The 22,070-nt window shown below is 72.1% G+C and carries 19 protein-coding genes; 15 read left to right on the top strand and 4 right to left on the bottom strand.

Features of this window, described 5'->3' with window-relative positions:
- The first annotated feature begins 15 nt into the window (after positions 1-15).
- From Sru02f_RS17435 to Sru02f_RS17425, 3 genes are all read left to right on the top strand, one after another.
- Complete coding sequence (locus Sru02f_RS17435) at positions 16-924, top strand: SMP-30/gluconolactonase/LRE family protein (protein ID WP_109030934.1); 909 nt, start codon at positions 16-18, stop codon at positions 922-924.
- A gap of 128 nt (positions 925-1,052) precedes the next feature.
- Entirely contained in the window at positions 1,053-1,868 is an 816-nt protein-coding gene (locus Sru02f_RS17430; RefSeq protein ID WP_109030933.1) for an SAM-dependent methyltransferase, read from the top strand.
- Between the two features lie 37 nt (positions 1,869-1,905).
- Complete coding sequence (locus Sru02f_RS17425) at positions 1,906-2,739, top strand: alpha/beta fold hydrolase (RefSeq protein ID WP_109030932.1); 834 nt, start codon at positions 1,906-1,908, stop codon at positions 2,737-2,739.
- A 90-nt stretch (positions 2,740-2,829) separates the two neighbouring features.
- Here Sru02f_RS17425 and Sru02f_RS17420 read toward each other — a convergent pair whose 3' ends face one another.
- Entirely contained in the window at positions 2,830-3,033 is a 204-nt protein-coding gene (locus Sru02f_RS17420) for a cold-shock protein (RefSeq protein WP_003978336.1), read from the bottom strand.
- Between the two features lie 330 nt (positions 3,034-3,363).
- Here Sru02f_RS17420 and Sru02f_RS17415 point away from each other — a divergent pair, with 330 nt between their 5' ends.
- Entirely contained in the window at positions 3,364-4,116 is a 753-nt protein-coding gene (locus Sru02f_RS17415) for a hypothetical protein (RefSeq protein WP_109030931.1), read from the top strand.
- 30 nt (positions 4,117-4,146) lie between these two features.
- Here Sru02f_RS17415 and Sru02f_RS17410 read toward each other — a convergent pair whose 3' ends face one another.
- A complete protein-coding gene (locus Sru02f_RS17410; RefSeq protein WP_109030930.1) occupies positions 4,147-5,568 on the bottom strand; it encodes a Gfo/Idh/MocA family protein in 1,422 nt (473 codons plus the stop codon).
- 185 nt (positions 5,569-5,753) lie between these two features.
- On the bottom strand, positions 5,754-6,599 hold the full coding sequence (locus Sru02f_RS17405; protein ID WP_109030929.1) for a GntR family transcriptional regulator: 846 nt from the start codon (positions 6,597-6,599) through the stop codon (positions 5,754-5,756).
- A 226-nt stretch (positions 6,600-6,825) separates the two neighbouring features.
- Here Sru02f_RS17405 and Sru02f_RS17400 point away from each other — a divergent pair, with 226 nt between their 5' ends.
- The 5 genes from Sru02f_RS17400 to Sru02f_RS17380 all read left to right on the top strand — a co-directional run bounded on the left by Sru02f_RS17400 (position 6,826) and on the right by Sru02f_RS17380 (position 13,125).
- Positions 6,826-8,094 (top strand): extracellular solute-binding protein, encoded by a 1,269-nt coding sequence (locus Sru02f_RS17400; RefSeq protein ID WP_109030928.1) that lies wholly within the window; start codon positions 6,826-6,828, stop codon positions 8,092-8,094.
- Positions 8,095-8,139: 45 nt separating this feature from the next.
- Positions 8,140-9,072 carry a carbohydrate ABC transporter permease gene (locus Sru02f_RS17395; protein WP_167469396.1) on the top strand — a complete coding sequence of 311 codons (933 nt, stop codon included), beginning with the start codon at positions 8,140-8,142 and terminating at the stop codon, positions 9,070-9,072.
- Positions 9,069-9,926 (top strand): carbohydrate ABC transporter permease, encoded by an 858-nt coding sequence (locus Sru02f_RS17390; RefSeq protein WP_109030927.1) that lies wholly within the window; start codon positions 9,069-9,071, stop codon positions 9,924-9,926. The genes Sru02f_RS17395 and Sru02f_RS17390 overlap by 4 nt, the downstream gene beginning before the upstream one ends.
- A 98-nt stretch (positions 9,927-10,024) precedes the next feature.
- The gene (locus Sru02f_RS17385; protein ID WP_109030926.1) at positions 10,025-11,644 is read left to right on the top strand and encodes a beta-N-acetylhexosaminidase; all 1,620 of its coding nucleotides are present in this window, start codon (positions 10,025-10,027) and stop codon (positions 11,642-11,644) included.
- Complete coding sequence (locus Sru02f_RS17380; RefSeq protein WP_109030925.1) at positions 11,641-13,125, top strand: cellulose binding domain-containing protein; 1,485 nt, start codon at positions 11,641-11,643, stop codon at positions 13,123-13,125. Before Sru02f_RS17385 ends, Sru02f_RS17380 begins: the two co-directional genes overlap by 4 nt.
- A gap of 16 nt (positions 13,126-13,141) precedes the next feature.
- Here Sru02f_RS17380 and Sru02f_RS17375 read toward each other — a convergent pair whose 3' ends face one another.
- Positions 13,142-13,363: a hypothetical protein gene (locus tag Sru02f_RS17375; protein WP_003978327.1), complete on the bottom strand. Its 222-nt coding sequence runs from the start codon at positions 13,361-13,363 to the stop codon at positions 13,142-13,144.
- A gap of 372 nt (positions 13,364-13,735) precedes the next feature.
- On the opposite strand from Sru02f_RS17375, the gene Sru02f_RS17370 reads away from it, so the two are divergent.
- The 6 genes from Sru02f_RS17370 (at position 13,736) to Sru02f_RS17345 (ending at position 22,052) form a co-directional block, all read left to right on the top strand.
- Positions 13,736-14,563, top strand: a complete 828-nt coding sequence (locus Sru02f_RS17370) for an endo alpha-1,4 polygalactosaminidase (protein ID WP_109030924.1) — start codon at positions 13,736-13,738, stop codon at positions 14,561-14,563.
- A 37-nt stretch (positions 14,564-14,600) separates the two neighbouring features.
- Positions 14,601-15,929 carry an extracellular solute-binding protein gene (locus tag Sru02f_RS17365; protein WP_109030923.1) on the top strand — a complete coding sequence of 443 codons (1,329 nt, stop codon included), beginning with the start codon at positions 14,601-14,603 and terminating at the stop codon, positions 15,927-15,929.
- Positions 15,930-15,943: 14 nt separating this feature from the next.
- The gene (locus tag Sru02f_RS17360; RefSeq protein ID WP_109030922.1) at positions 15,944-16,894 is read left to right on the top strand and encodes a carbohydrate ABC transporter permease; all 951 of its coding nucleotides are present in this window, start codon (positions 15,944-15,946) and stop codon (positions 16,892-16,894) included.
- Positions 16,891-17,778, top strand: a complete 888-nt coding sequence (locus Sru02f_RS17355; protein WP_109030921.1) for a carbohydrate ABC transporter permease — start codon at positions 16,891-16,893, stop codon at positions 17,776-17,778. The genes Sru02f_RS17360 and Sru02f_RS17355 overlap by 4 nt, the downstream gene beginning before the upstream one ends.
- 46 nt (positions 17,779-17,824) lie before the next feature.
- Complete coding sequence (gene melA, locus Sru02f_RS17350) at positions 17,825-19,150, top strand: alpha-glucosidase/alpha-galactosidase (RefSeq protein WP_109030920.1); 1,326 nt, start codon at positions 17,825-17,827, stop codon at positions 19,148-19,150.
- A gap of 268 nt (positions 19,151-19,418) precedes the next feature.
- Positions 19,419-22,052 (top strand): SpoIIE family protein phosphatase, encoded by a 2,634-nt coding sequence (locus Sru02f_RS17345; RefSeq protein WP_109030919.1) that lies wholly within the window; start codon positions 19,419-19,421, stop codon positions 22,050-22,052.
- The last annotated feature ends 18 nt before the right edge of the window (positions 22,053-22,070 follow it).

Here is a 22,070-nt window from a genome sequence, read left to right as displayed (position 1 = left end):
CGCTGAGAGGACACCATGTCCACCGACGGCCCGTACGAGATCCTGGACGACCGCTTCCGCACCGGACGCTGTGCGAACGGAGACAACAGGCTGGAGGTCCTGTACGACGGCTGCCGCTGGGCCGAGGGCCCGCTGTACCTCCCCGCCTGGCGTCAGCTGGTCTGGAGCGACATCCCCAACGACCGCATCCTGCGCTGGGACGAGGCCACCGGTTCGGTCGGCGTCTTCCGCACTCCCGCGGGCCACAGCAACGGCAACACCCTCGACCGGCAGGGCCGCCTGGTCACCTGCGAGCAGGGCAACCGGCGCGTCACCCGTACCGAACCCGACGGGACGGTGACCGTCCTGGCCGAGCGCTTCGACGGCAGGCGGCTCAACAGTCCGAACGACTCCGTCGTCCGCTCCGACGGCACCATCTGGTTCTCCGACCCGGACTTCGGCATCACCAGCGACTACGAGGGCCATCGCGCCGAGTCCGAGATCGGCGCGTGCCACGTGTACCGGATCGACCCGGTGTCCGGGCAGGTGCGGCTCGCCGCCGACGGTTTCGACGGACCCAACGGCGTGATCCTCTCCCCCGACGAGCGGCGGCTGTTCGTCTCCGACTCGCGGGCCGCCCGGATCCACGCGTTCGACATCCGGGAGGACGGCACGCTGTCCGACGGGAAGGTCTTCGCCGAGGGCCGGGGGGACGTGCACTTCGACAACATCCGCTTCGACGACGAGGGCCGCCTGTGGGCCGCCGCGCTGCACGACGGTGTCCACTGCTACGACCCCGACGGCACCCTCATCGGCCGTCTGCGCGTGCCCGAGCCCGTCTCCAACATCGCCTTCGGCGGCCCCAAGAACAACCGCCTGTTCATCACGGCCACCACGTCCCTGTACTCACTGGTGATGTCGGTGACGGGGGCGCCGCGCGTCTGAGGACCGGCACCGTCCCGACGGGCCCGGTCGCATCCGGGCCCGTCGGTTAACCGGTGTACAGAAAGGGGCCGTTGCGACGTAGGTTGTGGGCAAGCACCCACGCCTCGGCTGAAAGACGGACCGCACCCATGAGCGACCCCTCGACGACTCCCGGCCACACCGCGCAGCAGAAGATCGACACGTCCGTGCCGCACTCGGCCCGGATCTGGAACTACTGGCTGGGCGGGAAGGACAACTACCCGGTCGACGAGCAGGCCGGCGACGCGTACACCGCCGTCTTCCCCGGCATCGTCACCGTCGCCCGCAGCAGCCGCGCCTTCCTGCGCCGCAACATCACCCACCTGGTCGCCGAGGCGGGCATCCGGCAGTTCCTCGACATCGGCACCGGTCTGCCGACCGCGGACAACACCCACGAGGTCGCCCAGCGCATCGCGCCCGAGAGCCGGATCGTCTACGTCGACAACGACCCGATGGTCCTCGCCCACGCCCGCGCGCTGCTGTACTCCACGCCCGAGGGTGCGACCGCGTACATCGACTCCGACGTGCTCGACCCCGACACCGTCCTCGAGGCGGCCGCCCGGACGCTGGACTTCGACCGGCCCATCGCGCTGATCCTCAGCAACATCCTGGGGCACATCCCCGACTACGACCAGGCACGTTCCGTCGCCGCCCGGCTCGTCGACGCCCTGCCGTCCGGCAGCTACCTCTCGATCAACGACGGCTCGCGCGGCATCGACCCGGAGTTCGACCGGGCCCAGGACGGCTACAACGAGAGCGGTGCCGCGCCGTACATCCTGCGCACCGTCGACCAGATCACGGCGTTCTTCGACGGGCTGGAGCTGGTGGAGCCCGGCGTGGTCCCGGTGACCCGGTGGCGCCCGGACCCGGACGCCGAAGACCCCGGGCTGATCGGCGAGCACGGCGGACTCGCCCGCAAGCCGTGACCTCCTGACCCGCGCCGAAGCGAGAGGAACCCGCACCATGTCCGCATGGCCGTTGCCCGAATCGTTCACCGGCGGTTCGGGCACCGTCCGCTGGAACCGGCTGGGCGCCCCGGACGGGCGCCCCCTGGTCCTGCTGCACGGCACGCCCTTCTCGTCGTACGTCTGGCGTGCGGTGGCCCGCTCGCTGGGGCGCGACCACCAGGTGTTCGTCTGGGACATGCCCGGCTACGGACTGTCGGAGCAGAGCGCCGGGCAGGACGTGTCGCTGGCCGCGCAGGGCCGGGTCTTCGCGGAGTTGCTGGAGCACTGGGGGCTCGAGGAGCCCCTGGTGGCCGCCCACGACTTCGGGGGTGCCGTCGCCCTGCGGGCGCATCTGCTGCACGGTGCCCGGTACGGGGCGCTCGCCCTGGTCGACCCGGTCGCGCTGGCGCCCTGGGGGTCGCCGTTCTTCCGGCTGGTCCGCGACCACGCCGAGGTCTTCGAGCAACTGCCCGAAGCGCTGCACCGGGCGCTGGTGCGCGAGTACGTCGGTTCCACCGGCGGTCCTGGGCTGCACCCGGCGGTCCTGGACCGGCTGGTCGAGCCCTGGCTGGGCGAAACGGGGCAGCCGGCCTTCTACCGGCAGATCGCCCAGGCGGACCAGCGGTACACGGACGAGATCCAGGACCGGTACGCCGGCATCGACGTCCCGACGCTGATCTGCTGGGGTGAGGACGACGCCTGGATCCCCGTGGCCAAGGGACGCGAACTGGCCGGTCTCGTCCCCGGTTCCCGATGGGAGCCGATCGCCCATGCGGGGCACCTGGTCCAGGAGGACGCGCCCGCCGAGCTGACGGCCGCCCTGCTCGACTTCTTCCGCCGCTTCCCCTGAGGGTCCTCGTCCGGCGGGACGACATGCCACAGGGCGGGGCCCCGGGAAACGAGTGTTCCCGCGGCCCCGCCCTGCTCGGCGATCTCCCGATCAGGCGGGGGTGATGTTCTCCGCCTGCGGGCCCTTCTGGCCCTGGGTGATGTCGAAGGTCACGGCCTGGCCTTCCTGCAGCTCGCGGTAGCCCTGAGCGTTGATGTTGGAGTAGTGCGCGAAGACGTCGGGGCCGCCGCCGTCCTGCGCGATGAAGCCGAAGCCCTTTTCAGAGTTGAACCACTTGACAGTTCCGCTGGCCATGCCTTTTGCCTTTCAGCCGTTATCGGATTCGCACCGCGCGAACCCGGAGGTGGTCGTCCTGGTCCTCCGGCATTGCACAGCAAACCGCCCGCACTCCTGGGCGGGCGGTCTGGGCGAACCACGACATCTGCTGCTGACGCTACACGGCATGTCCGAGCCTCACCAGTGAGTAAGGGGTGTGAGCGGGAACCTTGTTGCCGACCCGAGTCCTCGGCCACCGCCGTGCGGGTCCCCGCTGCGCCATCCGGGGGAGACGGCGAGGCGACCGCACAACCCGGTTCCGGAAGTGGTCTAGCTATGAAGAGTCCACACACGGAGTCGGAGATCGATATGACCGTCAGGAAAGCGCTGGCCCTGGTGATCGGCGCTGTCATGTGCACCGGCGTGCTGGCCACCGGCTGCGCCCGGGAGCACGCGGGCGCCTCTTCCCAGGAGGCGCACGCACCCGGGAGTTCCACCGCCCCGCGCCCGGCTCCCCCACGCTCCTTCCCCCGCCCGCTGCCCGGGGTCGGCCCGGTCATGCGGGACCGGCTCCCGGACGGCACCCGGCAGGCCCTCGTGGTCACCGGCGAGACCGAGAGCTCCTCTCAGGCGCGGGTGGTGCTCTACGAGCAGTACCCGGCCGAGGGCTGGCGCGCGGTCGCCGGTCCCTGGCCCGCGCACAACGGCCTGCGCGGCTGGACCGACGACCACGAGGCGGGCGACCTGCACACGCCCATCGGCGTCTTCGGCCTCAGTGACGCCGGCGGCAGACTGCCCGACCCGGGCACCCTGCTCCCCTACGACGAGGACCCGGAGTTCTCCGTGTCGGGCACCGGGTACCTGGGCGAGCCCCTGGAGGGGTCGTTCGACTACGTGGTCGCCATCGACTACAACCGGGTGCCCGGCACCACCCCGCTGGACAAGACCCGCCCCCTGGGCGAGGACAAGGGGGGCGGGGTCTGGATCCACGTGGACCACGACGGGCCGACCAACGCCTGCGTGTCCCTGAGCGAGGAACACATGCGCGCGTTGCTGACCGCCCTGGACCCGGACAAGGAACCGGTGGTCGTCATGGGCCCGCGGGAGGTCCTGATGCGGTAGCGGGGGCCGGTGGGTCCGGCACGGCCGTGCTCAGCCGACCGGCGGCATGTCGGTGGGCGCCGAGTCCAGACCCGGCCTGCGCCCACGCCAGGCACCCCGGGTGAAGTCGGGTATCTCGACGGGGCGGCCGCCCCGGGCCAGCGACGTGACGCTGAGCGGGACGGGCGAGCACCAGGCGGCCGAGTCGTACACGTCGATGTCCGGTACCAGTCCCGCGCGCATCAGCTGGACCGTGCGCCACTGCAGGACGTAGTCCATGCCGCCGTGGCCGCCGTTGTTCGCGGCGTCGTCGCCCACCTTCCGCCACAGCCAGTGGTCGTACTCCTTGCGGTAAATCTCGAAGTCGCGCCAGGTGTGGCCGCCGTGGTCGGGTTCGACGTAGATGCGGGCGCCGGTCGGGGCGGGACCGGCGTAGTCCTCGACGATGCCGCGGCTGCCCGCGAGGGTGTTGATCCGGCTGTAGGGCCGGGGCGAACTCACGTCGTGCTCCGCCCGGACGGTCCTGCCCTGCGCCGTCTCGATCAGGCAGGTGACCAGGTCGCCGTTGATGTAGGTCTCCTTCCAGGACGGGTGGTCCCGGGGGACGAAGCGGGCCCGGTAGTCGGCCAGCCCCTTCGGGGCCGTCGTGGTGGCGCGCAGGGTGGTCATGCGGTCGCCGCGGTTGACGTCCATGGCCGCCGCGATCGGGGCGAGACCGTGCATCGGGTAGAAGGAGGCGGTGCTGCGGGTGTGCCACAGCCGCCGCCAGGAGTCGGTGTAGTAGGTGTCCGAGAAGAGGAGTTCGCGCAGGTCGTGCAGGTAGCCGCCGTGGCCGTTGGTGAGGTCTCCGAACAGGCCGTCGTGCGCCGCCTTCAGCATGGCCAGTTCGTTGCGCCCGTAGTTGCAGTTCTCCGACAGGAGCAGGTGCCTGCGGGTGCGTTCGGAGGTATCGACGAGGTCCCACAGCTGGCGCAGCTCCGTCGCGATGGGCAGTTCCACCACGGCGTGCCGGCCGCTGAGCAGCGCGGCCCGGCCGTGCTCGTAGTGGAACTCCCAGGGCGTGGCGACGTACACGAGGTCGATGTCGTCGCGGCGGAGCATGCGGGCGTAGGAGTCGCGCGCCCCGCCGTACTCGGCGGGGCGCGGGTTGCCCTTGCTCTCCAGTCGGTCGGCGGCGCGCTCGGCCCGGTCGGCGCGGATGTCGCAGACGGCGGTCACGGTGCAGCCGGGCACGGCCGCCCAGCCGGTGATCATGCCGCCGCCCCGGTTGCCGAGGCCGATGACCGCGACGCGGACGGTTCTGTGGGCGGCGAAGGGCACGCCGATCATCGACTTCTGGCCGGGCCTGCGGCGGGGCGTCTGCTCGGCCGCCGCCGCGGTTGGGGCGGCGGCCCCGATACCGGTGGCGAGGGCGCCGGTGGCGGCGGCGGAGCCCAGGAGCAGTCGGCGTGAGACAGCGGGCGTTTCGGACATGACGGCAACACTCCTCGTGGCGGTTCGCATCACGGGCGGGGCGCGGTCGGGCAACGTCGGGCTGTCGAACACTTTCGGGGCATGACTCTGCGACGTCAGCCGTGACATGTCAATACATGCTCGATACAAAGCCGTTCCGAGCATTTCCGCGCAGTCTCACGCCGTTCCGTGCACCTGAGGTGCCGCTACATGCCGTCCTGCACGACCCCGCGCGTGGAGAGCGGGACGGGATCCTTGGTGGCGAAGTCCCCGGGCGGGATGCCCGGGTGGTGGCCTTCGCCCGGGGGTGGCGCCTGGTCGCGGGGGCCCAGGGTGAGCCGGGAGACGATCCGGTAGCGGTCGCCCCGGTAGAGGGAGTGCACGTACTCCACGGGGCGGCCCCGGGTGTCGGTGGTCAGGCGCTCGAAGAGCAGCGCCGGGGAGAGCTCGGGCACGTCTAGCAGGTCGGCCTCGGCGCGGGTGACCACGGTGGGTTCGATGGACTGCACGGCCTCGCTGACCCGGACGTCGTGTCGCTCGCCCAGGTGCTCGTACAGGTCGCCCTGCTCCAGTTCCTCACTGGTCAGGTCCGAGACGAGGTCGGCCGGTACGTGCAGGTACTCGATGGCCATGGGCGAGCCGTCGACCAGTCGAAGACGTGCCACGTAGTGGATCTGCGCCGCCGGCGACATGCGCAGCTTGCGCCCCACCCGGGCGCCCGCGGGCAGGGTGCGGACCTCCAGGAGCCTGCTGGTCCAGGCGCCGGCGGCCTGCGGGAGACTGAGGGACCGGCGGTCGGAGACCAGTTCCTGGGTGATCTTCTCGGCGGCGACGAACATGCCCCGGCCGTGCTCGCGCACCAGCAGTCCGGCGACCACCAGTTCGTCGACCGCCGCCCGCAACGTGGGGCGGGAAACGCCGAGTTCGGCGCAGAGGGTGCGCTCCGAGGGAATCGCGTCCCCGGGGCGCCGGTCCTCGATGAGTTCCAGGATGGCGTCGCGGACGCGCTCCCGCTTGAGCACCGCACCGGAAGCGGCGGCGTCGATCTCCATGCAGTACTCCCGTGACTGGTCTGCTGGTCAGCCGAGCTTACCTGTCCACCTAGGACGCGAACCAGCCACTCTCCGCGAACGACGGGCCGAAATCCCGTACATACGTGAGGGGTTGACGCCCTCATTGGTCCATGCCACCTTCGACCAACGCCGACTGGTAAGTCCTGCGCCCCTTACTGGTCAAGTGCGGGTGCGTCGTCCCTTCCAGCTCTCCCAGAGGTGAACCGTGAAGTACCGTTCGCTCGCCCTGCTCTCCACGCTGGCGCTCGGCGCCGGGCTCGCCGCCTGCTCCTCGTCCGGCGGCTCCTCCGACGGCGCCGGGGACGGCAGGACCGCCCTCGACGTGTGGCTCATGCGCGACAGCGTCTCGGCCGGGTTCCAGAAGGAGTTCGAGACGGGCTTCGAGAAGGCCCACCCCGAGATCGACGTGAAGATCCAGATCCAGGAGTGGGAGGGCATAGGCGAGAAGGTGACCGCCGCCCTGGCCAGCAACGACGCCCCGGACGTCATCGAGGTCGGCAACACCCAGGTCGCCCAGTACGCCCAGAGCGGCGGCCTCACCGACTTCTCGGACCGCGTCGCGGAACTGGGCGGCGGCGACTGGCTGGAGGGGCTCGCGGAGCCCGGGTCGTACGAGGGCAAGCAGTACGGCATCCCGTACTACGCGGCCAACCGGGTGGTCATCCACCGCACCGACCTGTTCGAGAAGGCCGGGATAGATCCCTCGCGGATCAGGACCAGGGACCAGTGGATCGCCGCCACCCGCAAGCTGAACACGGGCGGGACCCAGGGCATCTACCTGCCGGGGCAGAACTGGTACGTGCTGTCCGGTTTCGTCTGGGACGAGGGCGGCGACCTGGCCGTGAAGTCCGGCGGCGGCTGGAAGGGCGGCCTCGACAGCCCCGGGGCGCTGCGGGCCATGGACTTCTACCGGCGCCTCCAGGCCCTGGGCAAGGGCCCCAAGGACTCGGACGAGGCCCAGCCGCCGCAGGCGGAGGTGATGGCGAAGGGGCAGGTCGCCCAGATCATCGCCGTTCCGGGCGGGGCCAAGGTCATCGAGGAGAAGAACCCGGAACTCAAGGGAAAGCTCGGCTTCTTCCCGGTGCCCGGCAAGACCGCCGACGGTCCGGGCGCCGTCTTCACCGGCGGCTCCGACCTGGTCGTCCCAGCTGTCGCGGCGCACCAGGAGGAGGCGTTCACCCTCATCCGCGAACTGACCGGTGACGCCTGGCAGAAGAAGCTCGCCGTCGCCATGAGCTACGTACCGAACAAGACCACCCTGGCGGGCGCGGTCGCCGACGACCCGGGCACCGCGGCCATGGCGGCCGGCGCCGTGAACGGACACGCCACGCCCAACACGCCCCAGTGGGCGGCGGTCGAGGCCAAGAACCCGATCAAGGAGTACATGACGGCCGTGCTCACCGGCGAGGACGCCGAGTCCGCCGCGGCCGAGGCCTCCCGGACCATCACCGAGACGCTGGGCGGCGACTCCTGACCCCCTGCCGTCCCCGACCCCACGACCACGAGACCAGGAGGCCACGTGTCGACCGTCCGTGAGCGGAGCGTGCCGCCCGGCGCGGCGGGCCGGGGGGCCCTCTGGCCGTACCTGCTGGTCGCGCCCGCCGTGCTGGGCATGCTGTACCTGCTGCTCTATCCGCTGGCCCGGGCCGTGCTCATCTCCTTCCAGGACTTCCGGCTGCGTCAGCTCATCCTGGGGGACGCCGACTTCGTCGGGCTGCGCAACTACCGGACGCTGCTGGGCGACCCGGAGTTCTGGGAGGTGGTGCGCCGGACCTTCGTGTTCATGGCGGTCGACGTCTTCGCGATCATGGTGCTCTCCATCCTGGTCGCGCTGATGACCGAGCGGCTGGGCCGGGCGGCCAGGACCGTGGTGCTCAGCTCCCTGGTCCTGGTCTGGGCGGTGCCGGTGGTCGCCGCCACCACCGTCTTCCAGTGGCTGTTCCACTCCGAATTCGGCATCGTCAACGAGACCCTCACCGGCCTCGGGTTCGAGTCGTACGAGGGCTATCCCTGGTTCGCGCACGGCGGGGCCGCGTTCGGCATCGTGGTGGTGCTGATCGTCTGGCAGTCCGTGCCGTTCGCCGCGATCACCCTCTACTCGGCGCTGGTCACGGTGCCGGCCGAACTGTACGAGTCGGCCCGCATGGACGGCGCGGGGGCCGGCCGCGTCTTCCGGTCGGTCACCTTCCCGCTGATCCGGCCGATCTTCATGCTGGTGCTGTCCCTCGAAGTGATCTGGACGTTCAAGGCGTTCGTGCAGATCTGGGTGATGACCCGCGGCGGACCGGGCGAGGCCACCACCATCCTGCCGGTGTACGCCGTGCAGACCGCGCTGGCCGGGCAGCGCTACGACCTGGGCTCCGCCGCCTCGATGCTCACGGTCCTGCTGATGAGCGGCGTCCTGGTTTTCTACTTCCGCCAACTGTTCCGTCAGGAGGGCGAGCAGCCGTGAGCACCCCGCGTCCCCGCCCCCGGGTGCGCCGCGCCCTGCGCCGCCTCCCGCTGAACGCCGCCGCCGCGCTCACCGTGCTGGTCTGCCTGTTCCCGGTGTACTGGATGGTCACGACCGCGTTCAAGCCGTCGACGGACATCCAGTCCTACGATCCCCGGCTGGTGCCCGGCGCCTGGACGTTGGAGCACTTCCGGAAGGCGGTCGGCGCCGACGGCTTCGCGCTGTTCTGGCGCAACAGCCTCCTGGTCACCCTGAGCGCCGTCCTGCTGGCCCTGCTGGTCGCCCTGGGCGCCGCCTACGCCGTGGCCCGCATGCGCTGGCGCGGGCGCCGGCAGTTCATGCTGGCGGTGTTCGTCGCCCAGATGGCGCCGTGGGAGTCACTGATCATCCCGATCTACATCATCTCCCGCGACACCGGGATGCTCGACCGGCTGCCGACGCTGACGCTGATCTACTTCATGATCACGCTGCCGTTCACGGTGGTCGTGCTGCGCGGCTTCATCGCGGGCATCCCGCCGGAGCTGGAGGAGGCGGCCCAGGTCGACGGCTGCACCCGGGCCGGGGCGTTCCGCAGGGTGGCGTTCCCGCTGCTGGCGCCCGGGCTCATGGCCACCTCGCTGTTCGGCTTCATCACCGCCTGGAACGAGTTCACCTACGCCAACTTCCTCATCATCAAGCAGCAGGACAGCCGCACGCTCCCGGTGTGGCTCTCCTCGTTCCAGTCGACCTTCGGCACCGACTGGGGGGCCACCATGGCGGCCGCCACGCTCTTCGCGCTCCCCGCGCTGGTCATCTTCCTCGCCCTGCAACGGCACGTGACGGCCGGGCTGGCCTCGGGAGGCGTCAAGGGCTGACCGGGACCGCCCGCCCTGCCCCTCCTTCCGTCCTCTCCTCCGCACCCCCTTCCGCCTCCCCCGCCCCGTCGCGCACCGCCGACCACCGGAGCCGCCCCGTGGACCTGCCACGCCCCGAACTGGCCCTAGTCCCCCGCCCCCGCCGCCTCTCCACCCGTTCCGGCCGATTCCGGCTCGACGACACGACCCGGCTGCGGGTCGCCCCCGGGGCCGGTCCCGCCGCGGTCCTGCTGCGCACCCTCCTCGCCCCGGCCACCGGACTGCCCCTGGAGTCCGCCGCCGACGGGGCCTTCGTCATCGCCCTCGACCCCGCCCTGGCCGGCCTCGGCGACGAGGGGTACGGCCTGACCGTGAGCCCCCAGGGCGTCCTGCTGCGGGCCGCCCGCCCGGCCGGACTGCTGCGCGGGGTGCAGACGGTGCGGCAGCTCCTGCCCTACGAGGCCCTGTCCGGCGGGCCGGTGCGCGGGGTGCCGTGGGAGCTGCCGGCCGTCGAGATCACCGACGTACCCCGCCATGCCTGGCGCGGCTCCATGCTCGACGTGGCCCGGCACTTCCAGCCGGTGTCCTATCTGCGGCGCTACGTCGACCTGCTGGCGCTGCACAAGCTGAACGTCTTCCACCTCCACCTCACCGACGACCAGGGCTGGCGGATGCCGGTGGCGGCCCACCCCCGGCTGACCGAGGTCGGCGGCCGGCGTGCGGAGTCGATGGTGGGCCCCGCGGGCAGCGACCGGTTCGACGGCGTGCCGCACGGCGGTTCCTACACCCGTGCGGAACTGCGGGGCCTGGTCGCGTACGCCGCGGAGCGCGGCGTGAGCGTACTGCCGGAGACCGGTGTACCGGGGCACGTCCGCGCCGCCCTGGCCGCTTACCCCGAGCTGGGCACCGACCCCACCCGCCGACTGGACGTGTGGACGCACTGGGGCGTGTGCGAGAACGTCCTGGGCACCGGCGGCCACGTCCTGGACTTCTTCCGCACCGTCCTGGACGAGGTGATGGACGTCTTCCCCTCGCCGTACGTGCACATCGGCGGGGACGAGGTCCCCACCACGGAGTGGGAGCTGAGCCCGGCGGCGCGGGCCCGTGCTGCCCGTGAGGGGCTGGCCGGGCCCCGAGCGCTGCACCCCTGGTTCATCGCCCGGCTGTCCGAGCACCTGGTGCGCGCGGGCCGCAGGCCGGTCGTCTGGGCCGAGAGCGGCGTCGCCCTGCCCCTCGACTGCACGGTGATGAGCTGGCGCGATCCGGCGCACGCCCGGGCGGCGGCACTGCGCGGGCACCAGGTCGTGCACGCCGACCACCGCGCGACCTACTTCGACTACCCGCGCGGCGCCGGTCCCGGGGAACCGCCCGCGCAGCCCGGGGTGGTGATCGACCTGCGCGCCGTCCACGACGTGGACCTCGCGCCGCCGACTCCGCAGGCGGCGTCCCGGGTGCTGGGCGCCCAGGGCCAGTTGTGGACGGAGTTCGTGCGCACCCCGGAGCACATCGAGTACCTCACCTTCCCGCGGCTGTGCGCGCTCGCCGAGCGGGTCTGGGACGGCACGTCGGGCTGGCGGGACTTCACGGCCCGGCTGGCCGGACACCGGGCCCGGCTGGACGCCCTGGACGTCCCGCACGCCGCCCCGCCGCCGGGTCCCCCCATGTCGTTCCCCCACGTCCCGCACCACCCGTCGACGCTCCCGCTCGGGCGGGAGTCGCGCCGAAAGGATCCCGCATGAGAAACCGACCCACCGCCGGCCGCGCCCGCCTGGCGCTCGCCCTGTCCGTTCTGCTGGGCGGCGGTGCCCTGACCGCCCTCCCCGCCCAGGCCGCTCCGGCCGCTCCGGCCGCTCCGGCCGCTCCGGCCGATCCGGCCGATCCGGCCGATCCGGCCGCCGACGGTCTCACCGTCCAGTACCGCACCAGCGCGAGCGGAGCCACCGCGGACCAGACGGAACCCTGGTTCAAGGTCCGCAACACCGGCTCGTCCACCGTGCGGCTGAGCCAGGTGAGGATCCGCTACTACTTCAAGGCGGACTCCCCGAACGCCTCCTACCGCTTCGCGTGCTCCTGGGCGGTGCGCGGCTGCGCCGCGGTCACCGGCACGTTCGGCACCCTGGGCAACCCGACGGCGACGGCCGATCGGTACCTGGAGATCGGCTTCACCTCGGCGGCGGGCACCCTGGCGCCCGGCGCTGACACCGGCGACCTGCAACTGCGCTTCTACCAGGGCAACTGGCAGCCGCTGCGGCAGAGCGACGACTACTCCTTCGGCGGCGGCCAGACCTCGTACGCGACCTGGGACAAGGTCACCGCCCAACTGGCCGGCGCCACCGTCTGGGGAACGGCTCCCGAGGGGAACGACCCCACGGACCCGACCGATCCGACCGACCCGACGGATCCGCCCGGCGGCGGCCAGACCCTGTTCGACGACTTCGACTACAGCTCGCACACGGATCCCGCGATCGCGGCCCACGGCTGGAGCGTGCGCTCCAACTCGGGCGGACCCGGCGTCCCCGGCGCCACGTGGGACCCGTCGAAGGTCACCTTCGTCTCCGCCGGAGGCAACTCGGTGATGAACCTGGAGACGTCCACGGCCGGCACCGGCGCGTCCACCACCCAGACCGAGGTCCTGACCAAGTCGACGAAGTTCAAGGACGGCACGTACGCGGCGCGGGTCAAGTTCGCCGACACGCCGAGGTCCGGGCCCGACGGGGACCATCTGGTGCAGACCTTCTTCACCATCAACGACCTCAAGGCGCCGATGGCCGACGACTACGCCGAGTACGACTTCGAGTACCTGCCGAACGGAGGGTGGGGCGAACCGTCGAACATCCTCTACACGACCTCCTGGGAGACCTACGACCCCGATCCCTGGCAGGCCGTCAACCAGCACTCCGAGCAGCGCAGCAGCTACGCCGGCTGGCACGACCTGGTGGTGACGATCGACGCCGGCGCCATCACCTACTACGTGGACGGGCAGCCGTTCGGCACGCATGACGCGCAGTACCTGCCGGAGCGGCCGATGTCGATCAACTTCAACCAGTGGCTGATCGACCTGAACGGCCAGACGTCGACGACGCCGCGCTCCTACGACCAGCAGGTCGACTACGTCCTGCACGTCAAGGACCAGGTGCTCACCCCGGCCGAGGTCGCGGCCAAGGTCGCCGGGTACCGCGCCGCCGGTACCGGGTTCGTGGACGAGGTGCCCGCCGCGTGATCACCGGCGGGGACGGTCAGAACAGCGGCTCCTGACCGGGCGCGGGCCGTCCCCGCCGGCTGCGCGGCCGGGTGCCGGGTGCCGGTGCCGTCTCGCCGAACAGGGGGGCGGTGCCGTACTCGTCGGGCTCGGCCGGGACGGTGGCGGGGCCGGTGCCCACGTTGAGGACCAGGGGGGCGTCCCGGTCGAAGTCGCCCGGCGTCATCGCCACCCAGTCACGGTCCTGCCGCTCTCCCACGCACCGACACCTCTCTCGCGCCGCCCGCCGCGACCACGCGACGCTACCAGCCGCGCGGCAGCGCCGTGATCACGGCTCCCGCCCGGCCCGCATCCATCGTTCCCGGGTACCGGGGAACCGACGCCTGCTGATTGTTTCTGCACTCTTGGAGCCGTTTTCGATCATCTTCATGCATCGCCTCTCTCGTTTCGAACCCTTGACAGGGCCTATATCCGGTCGATTTACTCCCGATCAACGCCGATGCCGTGTGATCGGCGGCAGAGGTACGCCCAGCCGGTAGCTGGCTTCGCGCCAGGAGCCCGGACTGAGTCGCCAGGACGGCCACGCGCCTCCGAGGCGGGGACGTGCCCACCATCCTCCGGAGCTCGAACCATGAGCCGTACACAGGTGCACACCCCCAGGAAGCCGGTACTGGCCGGCATAGGTGCCACCGCCGTCCTCGTCACCGCCGCGGCACTCGTGCCGGGCAGCACCCCGGCCGAGGCGGCCACCTACACCCCGCCACCCGCCCACGCGGGCTTCGACTACCAGATCGGCGGCGCCTACACCCCGCCGGCCGGTGTGGAGGTGGTCAGCCGCGACCACACGGCCTCCCCCGCGCCGGGCGTGTACAACATCTGCTACGTCAACGCCTTCCAGGCCCAGCCCGGCGCCGAGCAGGACTGGGACGACGACCTGCTGCTGCGCGACGCGAACGGCGACGTCGTCTACGACACCGACTGGGACGAGGCGTTCCTCGACATCCGCACCGCCGACAAGCGCGAGCGCATCGCCGAGCAGGTCGGCACCTGGATCGACGGCTGCGCGGACAAGGGCTTCCAGGCCGTCGAGCCGGACAACTACGACAGCTACACCCGCGCGGGCGACCTGCTGGACGCCGCCGACGCGCAGGGCCTGATCAAGCTGCTGGCCGAGCGCGCGCACTCCGACGGGCTGGCCATCGGGCAGAAGAACACCGTCGAACTGGCCCCGAACCGGGAGGCGAACGGGCTGGACTTCGCGGTCGCCGAGGAGTGCGGCGAGTGGGACGAGTGCGGCGACTACACGGCCGAGTTCGGCGACCGGGTGATCGTCGTCGAGTACACCGCCAAGGGCCTGTCGAAGGCGTGCGCGGGTTTCGGCGACGAGCTGAGCATCGTCCGGCGCGACCTGGACGTGTCGCCGAAGGGCAGCAGCGGCTACGTCCGTGAGACCTGCTGACACCGCCCGACGGCCAGTGAAGTCCTTGGAGGTACAGATGGATGCGGTCCGACGTGCCGCGCGCCCCTCGCGCCGGGGTGTGCTGCGGGCCGGCGGCGGTGCCGCCCTCGCGGCGGCCGCGGGCACCGCGGTGACCGGCTGCGGGGCGGGTACGGACGACGGCGTCGCGGCCGACGGCACGGTCACCGTCGAGATGTGGCACGGCCAGGCGGACACGGCGAAGAAGGTCCTGGAAGGGCTCGTCGCCGACTTCGAGCGGGCCCACCCGAAGATCAGGGTGAAGCTGGGCGGCGGTGTGCTGTCCGACGTGATGCTGCAGAAGGTGACGGCCGCCCTCGCCGCCGGTTCCTACCCCGACATCGCCTACATCTTCGGGTCGGACCTGGCCCGGGTCGCCCGCAGCCCGCAGGTGGTGGACCTGACCGACATGGTCGGGTCGGGACCCGTGCCGTGGAAGAACTACTGGGCGGCCTCCAGAGACGCCGTCACGCTCAACGGCAGGGTCAGGGCCGCCCCCGCGGTGCTCGACTCGCTCGCCGTGGTCTGCAACCGGAAGCTGTTCCGCGAGGCCGGTCTGCCGCTGCCGAAGGCGGGCTGGACCTGGCAGGACTTCGTCTCCTCGGCCCGCGCGCTCACCGAGTCGGGCCGGGGCCGGTTCGGCACCGGCTGGCCGGGCACGGGCGACGAGGACACCGTGTGGCGGCTGTGGCCGCTGATCTGGGACCTGGGCGGGGACGTCGTCGACGACGACGGCAAGGGCATCGGCTTCGCCGACACCGGCGCCCGGGCGCTGGAGGTGGTGGCCGACCTGGCCCGGGACAAGAGCGTGTACGTCGACCCCAAGCCCGGCAGCGAGCAGATGTACCAGGTGTTCCAGTCCGGCCGCATGGGCATGGTGGTCACCGGGCCGTGGCAGCTGCCCGACATCGAGACCGCCGGGATCGACTACCACGTCGTTCCCCTGCCCTCCTTCAGCGGACGCCCGGTCACCATCTCGGGGCCGGACACCTGGACGGTGTTCGACAACGGCGAGGCCCGGTCGAAGGCCGCCCGGACCTTCCTGACCTGGCTGGCCCGGCCCGAGCAGGACGTGCGCTGGGACATCGAGGCCGGCAGCCTCCCGCTCAGCCGCCGCACCGAGGCCCTGCCCGCCTGGCGGGACAAGGTCGCCCGCACCGAGGGCCTGAACGTGTTCACCACGGCGTTGGAGACGGCGCGGGTGCGCCCCGTCCACCCGGCGTACCCGGAGGTCTCGCAGGCGCTGGGGCAGGCGATCGTCGCCGTGCTCCTGGGGCGCAGCAGTCCGAAGAAGGCGCTGCGTGCCTGCGCCGACGAAGCCAACGCCGCCCTGCTCATTCCGCGTTGAGGAGCCACACCGCCATGCCGCGCCTCCCCCGCCCCATCACCGTCGTGGGTCCGCCGCCGGACCCACGGCCACTGCGCCGCAAGCGCCGCCGCGAGACCGGCACCGCCTGGGCGTTCGTCTCACCGGCGGTCCTGATCGTCCTCGGCCTGAGCATCGTCCCGGTGATCTGGTCGCTGCTGCTGTCCTTCCAGGCCAGCGACCTGGTGACGCCCAGCCGCTGGGTGGGCCTGGACAACTACCGCGCCCTCGCCCAGGACCCGAACTTCAGCCAGGCGGTCCGCAACACCCTGCTCTACACGGTGCTGTACGTGCCGCTGAGCCTGCTGTTCGGCCTGGCCCTCGCCATGGTCCTGAACCGGCGCATCCGCTTCGTCGGTCTCTACCGCACCCTGATCTTCGTGCCGTTCGTGCTGTCGGCGACCGCGCAGGGGGTGCTGTTCTCGTTCATCCTGGACCCGGAGTTCGGCGCCGCCAACTCGGTGCTGCACCGCCTCGGCGTCTCGTCGCAGGGCTTCCTGTCCGACCCCTCCCAGGCGCTGCTGGTGCTGGTGGCGATCACGCTGTGGAGCGGCACCGGGTTCTGTGTCGTGGTCTACCTCGCCGCCCTCCAGGACGTGCCGCAGTCCCTGATCGAGGCGGCCCGCCTGGACGGCGCCGGACGCCGGCACCTGCTGCGCCACGTCACGATGCCCACGCTCACCCCGGTCACCGTCTTCCTGGTGCTGTGGCAGGCCATCCAGTCCCTCCAGGTCTTCGACCTGGTGTACGTCACCACCAAGGGCGGTCCGCTCGGCTCGACCACGGTGATCGTCTACTTCATCTGGGAGCAGGCCTTCAAGAACGCCACGGCGGGATACGGGGCCTCGGCCGCCTACGTCCTGGCCGTCGCGCTCGGTCTGGTCGCCGGGGCCGTCCGCATCGTCCGGCGTCGGGGACGCCACCGTCTCGAAGGGGCCCGATCATGACGGCGACCACCACCCGGCCGGCCACCGCGAACGCCGTGGCGACCCGCCCGGCCGCCGTACGGCGCCGCCCGCGGCTCCCGTTCAGTCCCTGGCACCTGCTACTGGCACCGCTCGCCCTCGTCTTCGCCGTGCCGCTGGTGTGGCTGGTGCTCAGCTCCGTGATGAGCAACGCGGAGATCAACCGGTTCCCGCCGGCCCTGTGGCCGTCCGGCGTCGACCTCGGCGGCTACCGGTACGTGCTGGGCAACGCGATGTTCCCCCGCTGGTTCGTCAACTCGCTGATCGTCTCCGCCGTCACCGTCGCCGCGAACCTGGTCTTCGGGTCGCTCGCCGGGTACGCCTTCGCCCGGATGCGGTTCGCGGGCTCCAGGGTGCTGATGGGGCTGATGCTGGCCACCATGGCGGTGCCGTTCCAGCTGACCATGATCCCGACGTTCCTGGTGATGAAGAAGCTGGGTCTCATCGACACCCTGGGCGCGCTGATCGTGCCGTCACTGGTCACGCCGTTCGCGGTGTTCCTGCTGCGGCAGTTCTTCCTCTCACTGCCCAGGGAGCTGGAGGAGGCCGCCTGGATCGACGGCTGCTCCCGGCTGCGGGTGCTGTGGCGGATCGTGCTGCCGCTGTCCCGTCCGGCGCTGGCCACGGTGGCCGTGCTGACCTTCCTGACCACGTGGAACGACCTGACCTGGCCGCTGATCGCCATCAACCACGACACGCAGTACACGCTGCAACTGGGCCTGACCACGTTCCAGGGGCAGCACCACACCCAGTGGGCGGCCGTGATGGCGGGCAACGTCATCACCGTGCTGCCGGTCCTGCTCGCCTTCCTCGGCGCGCAGAAGACCTTCATCCAGTCGATCACCTCCAGCGGACTCAAGGGCTGACCACCCGCCCTCCGTCCGCCGCCACCCGCAACGGAAAGAACCCCGCATGAGCACCGCCCACCCGTCCGCACCCAAGATCACCTTCGTCGGAGCCGGCAGCGTCGTCTTCACCCAGGGTCTGCTCGCCGACCTCTTCGCCTTCGACGAGCTGAAGTCCGCGCACATCGCGCTGCACGACATCGACGCGGAGCGCCTGGCCACCGCGCGGGCCGCCGCCGAGTACATCGCCGCCGAACGCGGCGCCCGGCCCCGGGTCACCGCGCACGCCGACCGCCGCGAGGCCCTGGTCGGCGCCGACTTCGTCATCAACATCGTGCAGGTCGGCATGGGCGAGGCGACCCGTACCGACTTCGAGGTCCCGGCCCGGTACGGGCTGCGCCAGACCATCGGCGACACCCTCGGCGTCGGCGGCATCTTCCGGGCCCTGCGCACCTTCCCGCTGCTCAAGGCGCTCGGCGAGGACATCGCCGAGGTCTGCCCGGACGCCTGGTTGCTCAACTACACCAACCCGATGGCGATGAACGTCCAGTACCTCGCCGAGGCGACCGGCCTGACGCGCGTGGTGGGACTGTGCCACTCCGTGTACTGGACGGTCCAGGGCCTGTGCGAGCTGCTGAAGGTCCCGTACGAGGAGGTCACCTACCAAGCCGCGGGCGTCAACCACCAGGCGTGGGTGCTGCGTCTGGAGCACGGGGGCGAGGATCTCCACCCGCGCCTGGACGCGCTGATCGCCGAGGACCCGCAGCTGCGGCGCCGGGTCCGCATGGACATGTACCGGCGGCTCGGTCACTACCCGACGGAGACCAGCGAGCACTCCTCCGAGTACGTGCCCTGGTACCTGCACCACGACAGCGAGGTCGAGCGGCTGCGGCTGCCCGTCGGTGCCTATCTGGGCATCGTGGACGAGAACGTGGCCGAGTACGAGCGGACCCGCGACGCGCTGGCGTGCGGCGCGCCGCTCACCGTCGAGGGCACCATGGAGTACGCGCCGCAGATCATCCACAGCATGGTGACCGGCACGCCCCGCACGGTCTACGGCAACGTGCCGAACCACGGTCTGATCGAGAACCTGCCCGCCCGGGGCACCGTCGAGGTGCCGTGCCTGGTCGACTCCGCGGGCCTCCAGCCCACCCGCGTCGGTGCGCTGCCCCCGCAGCTCGCCGCCCTCAACCGGGCCTACCTCAGCACCACCGACCTGGTGGTGCGGGCGGCGACGGAGGACGACCCGCGGCACATCAGGCACGCGGCGATGGCCGACCCGGCGACGGCGGCCACCTTGCGGGTCGAGGAGATCTGGCAGCTGTGCGACGACATGGTCCGGGCCCATGGGGACCGGCTGCAGCCGGGGCTGCGAGGCGTACTCGCCCCCTGAGCCGGTGCCCGGCCGTGCTGGTGCGGCCCCGCGTACGGGGGAGAACGCGGGGCCGCACCAGCAAGCTATCGGAGTAATCGGCCGCCTGCCAGACCCGGCGCGTCCCCCGGCCGGTACGAACTCCCGTACCCGGCCGGTCCCGGCGGGCTCCGCCCCGGGCTCGCACCGGGTGCCGTCACCCGACCGGCGGACAGGAGCGTCGCCGGGAGCGGGAAGCGCGGCGACGGCGCGCGCTGCGGGACGGGCCGTGCGGCAACACACTGGGGTCATGGTTTGCCCCGATCCGCCGGCGGCGGTGTCACGGCGTTTCTCCGACGGGCCGGCAAGCGTGGCGGCGGCCCGCCGGTTCGTGCGCGGCGCGCTGGACGGTGCCGCCCGTGACCTGGTGGACACGGCCCAGCTCCTGGTCAGCGAGCTGGTCACCAACGCGGTGCTGCACGCGCGCACCGAGGTCGAGGTGAGCGTGGCGCGTCTGGAGGGCCGGGTGCGCGTACGGGTCGGGGACCGGCGGCCGGGCCGTGGCCTCGTACCGCAGCGCTGCTCGCCGTACGCCGGTACGGGGCAGGGTCTCGCACTGGTGGAGCAGCTGGCCTCGCGGTTCGGGGCGGACAGTGGCGACGGGGGCAAGACGGTGTGGTTCGAGCTGTGGCACGACGGTCCGGCGCCGCCGTCGGCCGGGTGGGAGACCGCCGCGCCGCCGCGGCCCGCCGAACGGACCGTGACGCTGGTCGACATGCCGACCGCCCTGGAGTCCGCGTGCCGCCAGCACCGGCACGCGGTGCTGCGCGAGCTGACCCTCGCCGCGTCCGCGGGAGACCTCCTCGGGGTGCCGCCCGAGGACCTCGTCGCGGCCAACGACGTCAACAACGTGATCAGCGCCGGTGTGTCGGCCGCGCTGGAGGCACCGGCCCCCGAGTCCGGTCTGCGCGCCCTGCCCCTCCCGCTGTCGGCCGACGCCCTGCCGGCGGTGCGGGCACTGCGCCGCGTACTGGACCTGGCCGAGGCGCGCGCCGGGGAGGAGCGGCTGCTCACGCTTCCGGCCCTGCCCCGCGGCCGGGCCTTCCAGAACTGGCTCTTCGACGAGATCGCCGGGCAGTTGGCCGGGGACCGGCCCACCGCGTGGACCGTGGTCCCCCGCGCGCCGGAGGTCAGCTCCGCCGAACTCGTCCCGTGGGACGTCGGCCAGGTGCGGGCCAGCAGGATGCCGACCGTCGCCGCCGACGAGGGCAACCGGATCGTGGCGACCAACGGGGCCGCGGCGGACCTGCTGGGCTGGGAGCCGGACCAGCTCGTCGGACGCCGTCTCACCACCCTCATCCCCGAACACCTGCGCGAGCGGCACACGGCGGCGTTCACCTCGATGCTGCTCACCGGCCGCACCCGCATCGTGGGGCGCTCGGTGCCGCTTCCGGCGCTGCACCGTGACGGCCGGCTCATCCCGGTGCGGCTGTACATCCAGACGCAGGAGACGGCCGACGGCCGCACCGTCTTCGTCGCACAGCTCGTCCCGAGGGCGACGACGTTCCTCGACGGACCGAGGACTCCCGGCAGGATCCGGGAGGCGGCGGTCGGGGAGCCGGACGGGGGCCGGTCGCCCACCGTGCCGCCGACGGGGATCAGGACGCCCGGTGCCCGGGGCGGTATGTCGGCGCTGGACCGGCTCACCCTCCTGGCCGAGCTGGGGGCGCAGCTCAACAACACCCTGGAGCTGGACGAGGGCCTCCAGCGCGCCGGCCGGCTGCTGACGCGGCGGCTGGCCGACTGGTGCGTGGTGGACCTGTTCACCGCCGACGCCCGGGTGGACCGGGCGTGTGTCGTCCACCGCGATCCCCGGGCCCTGCGCCCGGGGGCGTACGAGGGCATGCTCCCCGGGCTCTCCGAGGAATCGCGCGGCCCGCTGGCCCGGGTGCTGCGCGGCGCCGGGCCCCTCCTGCTCTCCGGCGCCCCGCAGCCGGGGCAGACCGGGAGCGCGCTGGACCGGGCCTATGCCGACCTGTTCCGGGAGTTGGGGGCGGGCAGCGCCGTCGTCGCCCCGCTGCGGGCCCGCCGCAAGATCTTCGGTGCCCTGACCCTCGCCCGCGCGCCCCGCGGGCGGCCGTTCACCGAGGAGGACCTGACGCTGGTCGACGACCTGGTGCACAGCCTCGCGCTCGGGGTGGACAACGCCCGCCTGTACCAGGACACCCGCTCCATCGCCGAACGGCTCCAGCGCTCGCTGCTGCCGGTGCTGCCGAAGGTCGAGGGCCTGCGTCTGGCCGCCCGGTACGCCGCCTCCTCGACCACCGCGCAGGTCGGCGGGGACTGGTACGACAGCTTCGTCCTGCCCGGCGGGAACACCGCGCTGGTCATCGGCGACGTCACGGGGCACGACCTCGACGCGGCCATCGCGATGAGCCAGTTGCGCAGCATGCTGCGCGGCATCGCCGTGGACCGCGAGGAGCCGCCCGCGGAGGTACTGCGCCGGCTGGACCTGGCGAACCACAGTCTCCATCGGGAGGCGACCGGCACCTGCGTCTACGGCCTGATCAAGGGTCCCCCCGAGGGCCCCTGGGAGCTGACGCACTCCTCGGCCGGCCATCTGCCGCCGCTGCTCACCACCCGGGACGGCCGGACCCGCTACCTCGACAGCGGTGCCGGGCTGCTGCTCGGCATGGACCCCCACGCGTCCCGCGGCACGGCCCGTGACGCGCTGCCGGCCCACTCGACGCTGCTGCTGTACACGGACGGCCTCGTCGAGCGCCGCGACGAAGCCCTCGACGAGGCCCTCGACCGGCTGCGCCGGCACGCCGCCGACCTGGCCCGCGAGCCCCTCGACACGTTCTGCGACGAGCTGCTGATCGGCCTGGGGGCGGACAGCGCGGACGACATCGCGGTCCTCGCCGTCCGGCCCTCGCCGCCCTGACGCGGGTGCCCGTTCGGG

It is taken from the genome of Streptomyces rubrogriseus (genome assembly GCF_027947575.1).
GTDB classification, from domain to species: Bacteria; Actinomycetota; Actinomycetes; order Streptomycetales; family Streptomycetaceae; genus Streptomyces; species Streptomyces rubrogriseus.
Note: the sequence above shows the minus strand (reverse complement) of the source record. Positions and strands in the feature narration are given on the sequence as shown.

Coding starts and splice junctions, on each gene's coding strand:
- Sru02f_RS17430 (WP_109030933.1), top strand. CDS start 1,053: ATGAGCGACCCCTCGACGACTCCCGGCCACACCGCGCAGCAGAAGATC.
- Sru02f_RS17405 (WP_109030929.1), bottom strand. CDS start 6,599: ATGGAGATCGACGCCGCCGCTTCCGGTGCGGTGCTCAAGCGGGAGCGC.
- Sru02f_RS17410 (WP_109030930.1), bottom strand. CDS start 5,568: ATGTCCGAAACGCCCGCTGTCTCACGCCGACTGCTCCTGGGCTCCGCC.
- Sru02f_RS17365 (WP_109030923.1), top strand. CDS start 14,601: ATGGATGCGGTCCGACGTGCCGCGCGCCCCTCGCGCCGGGGTGTGCTG.
- Sru02f_RS17425 (WP_109030932.1), top strand. CDS start 1,906: ATGTCCGCATGGCCGTTGCCCGAATCGTTCACCGGCGGTTCGGGCACC.
- Sru02f_RS17420 (WP_003978336.1), bottom strand. CDS start 3,033: ATGGCCAGCGGAACTGTCAAGTGGTTCAACTCTGAAAAGGGCTTCGGC.
- Sru02f_RS17380 (WP_109030925.1), top strand. CDS start 11,641: ATGAGAAACCGACCCACCGCCGGCCGCGCCCGCCTGGCGCTCGCCCTG.
- Sru02f_RS17345 (WP_109030919.1), top strand. CDS start 19,419: ATGGTTTGCCCCGATCCGCCGGCGGCGGTGTCACGGCGTTTCTCCGAC.
- Sru02f_RS17355 (WP_109030921.1), top strand. CDS start 16,891: ATGACGGCGACCACCACCCGGCCGGCCACCGCGAACGCCGTGGCGACC.
- Sru02f_RS17435 (WP_109030934.1), top strand. CDS start 16: ATGTCCACCGACGGCCCGTACGAGATCCTGGACGACCGCTTCCGCACC.
- Sru02f_RS17415 (WP_109030931.1), top strand. CDS start 3,364: ATGACCGTCAGGAAAGCGCTGGCCCTGGTGATCGGCGCTGTCATGTGC.
- Sru02f_RS17370 (WP_109030924.1), top strand. CDS start 13,736: ATGAGCCGTACACAGGTGCACACCCCCAGGAAGCCGGTACTGGCCGGC.
- Sru02f_RS17360 (WP_109030922.1), top strand. CDS start 15,944: ATGCCGCGCCTCCCCCGCCCCATCACCGTCGTGGGTCCGCCGCCGGAC.
- melA (WP_109030920.1), top strand. CDS start 17,825: ATGAGCACCGCCCACCCGTCCGCACCCAAGATCACCTTCGTCGGAGCC.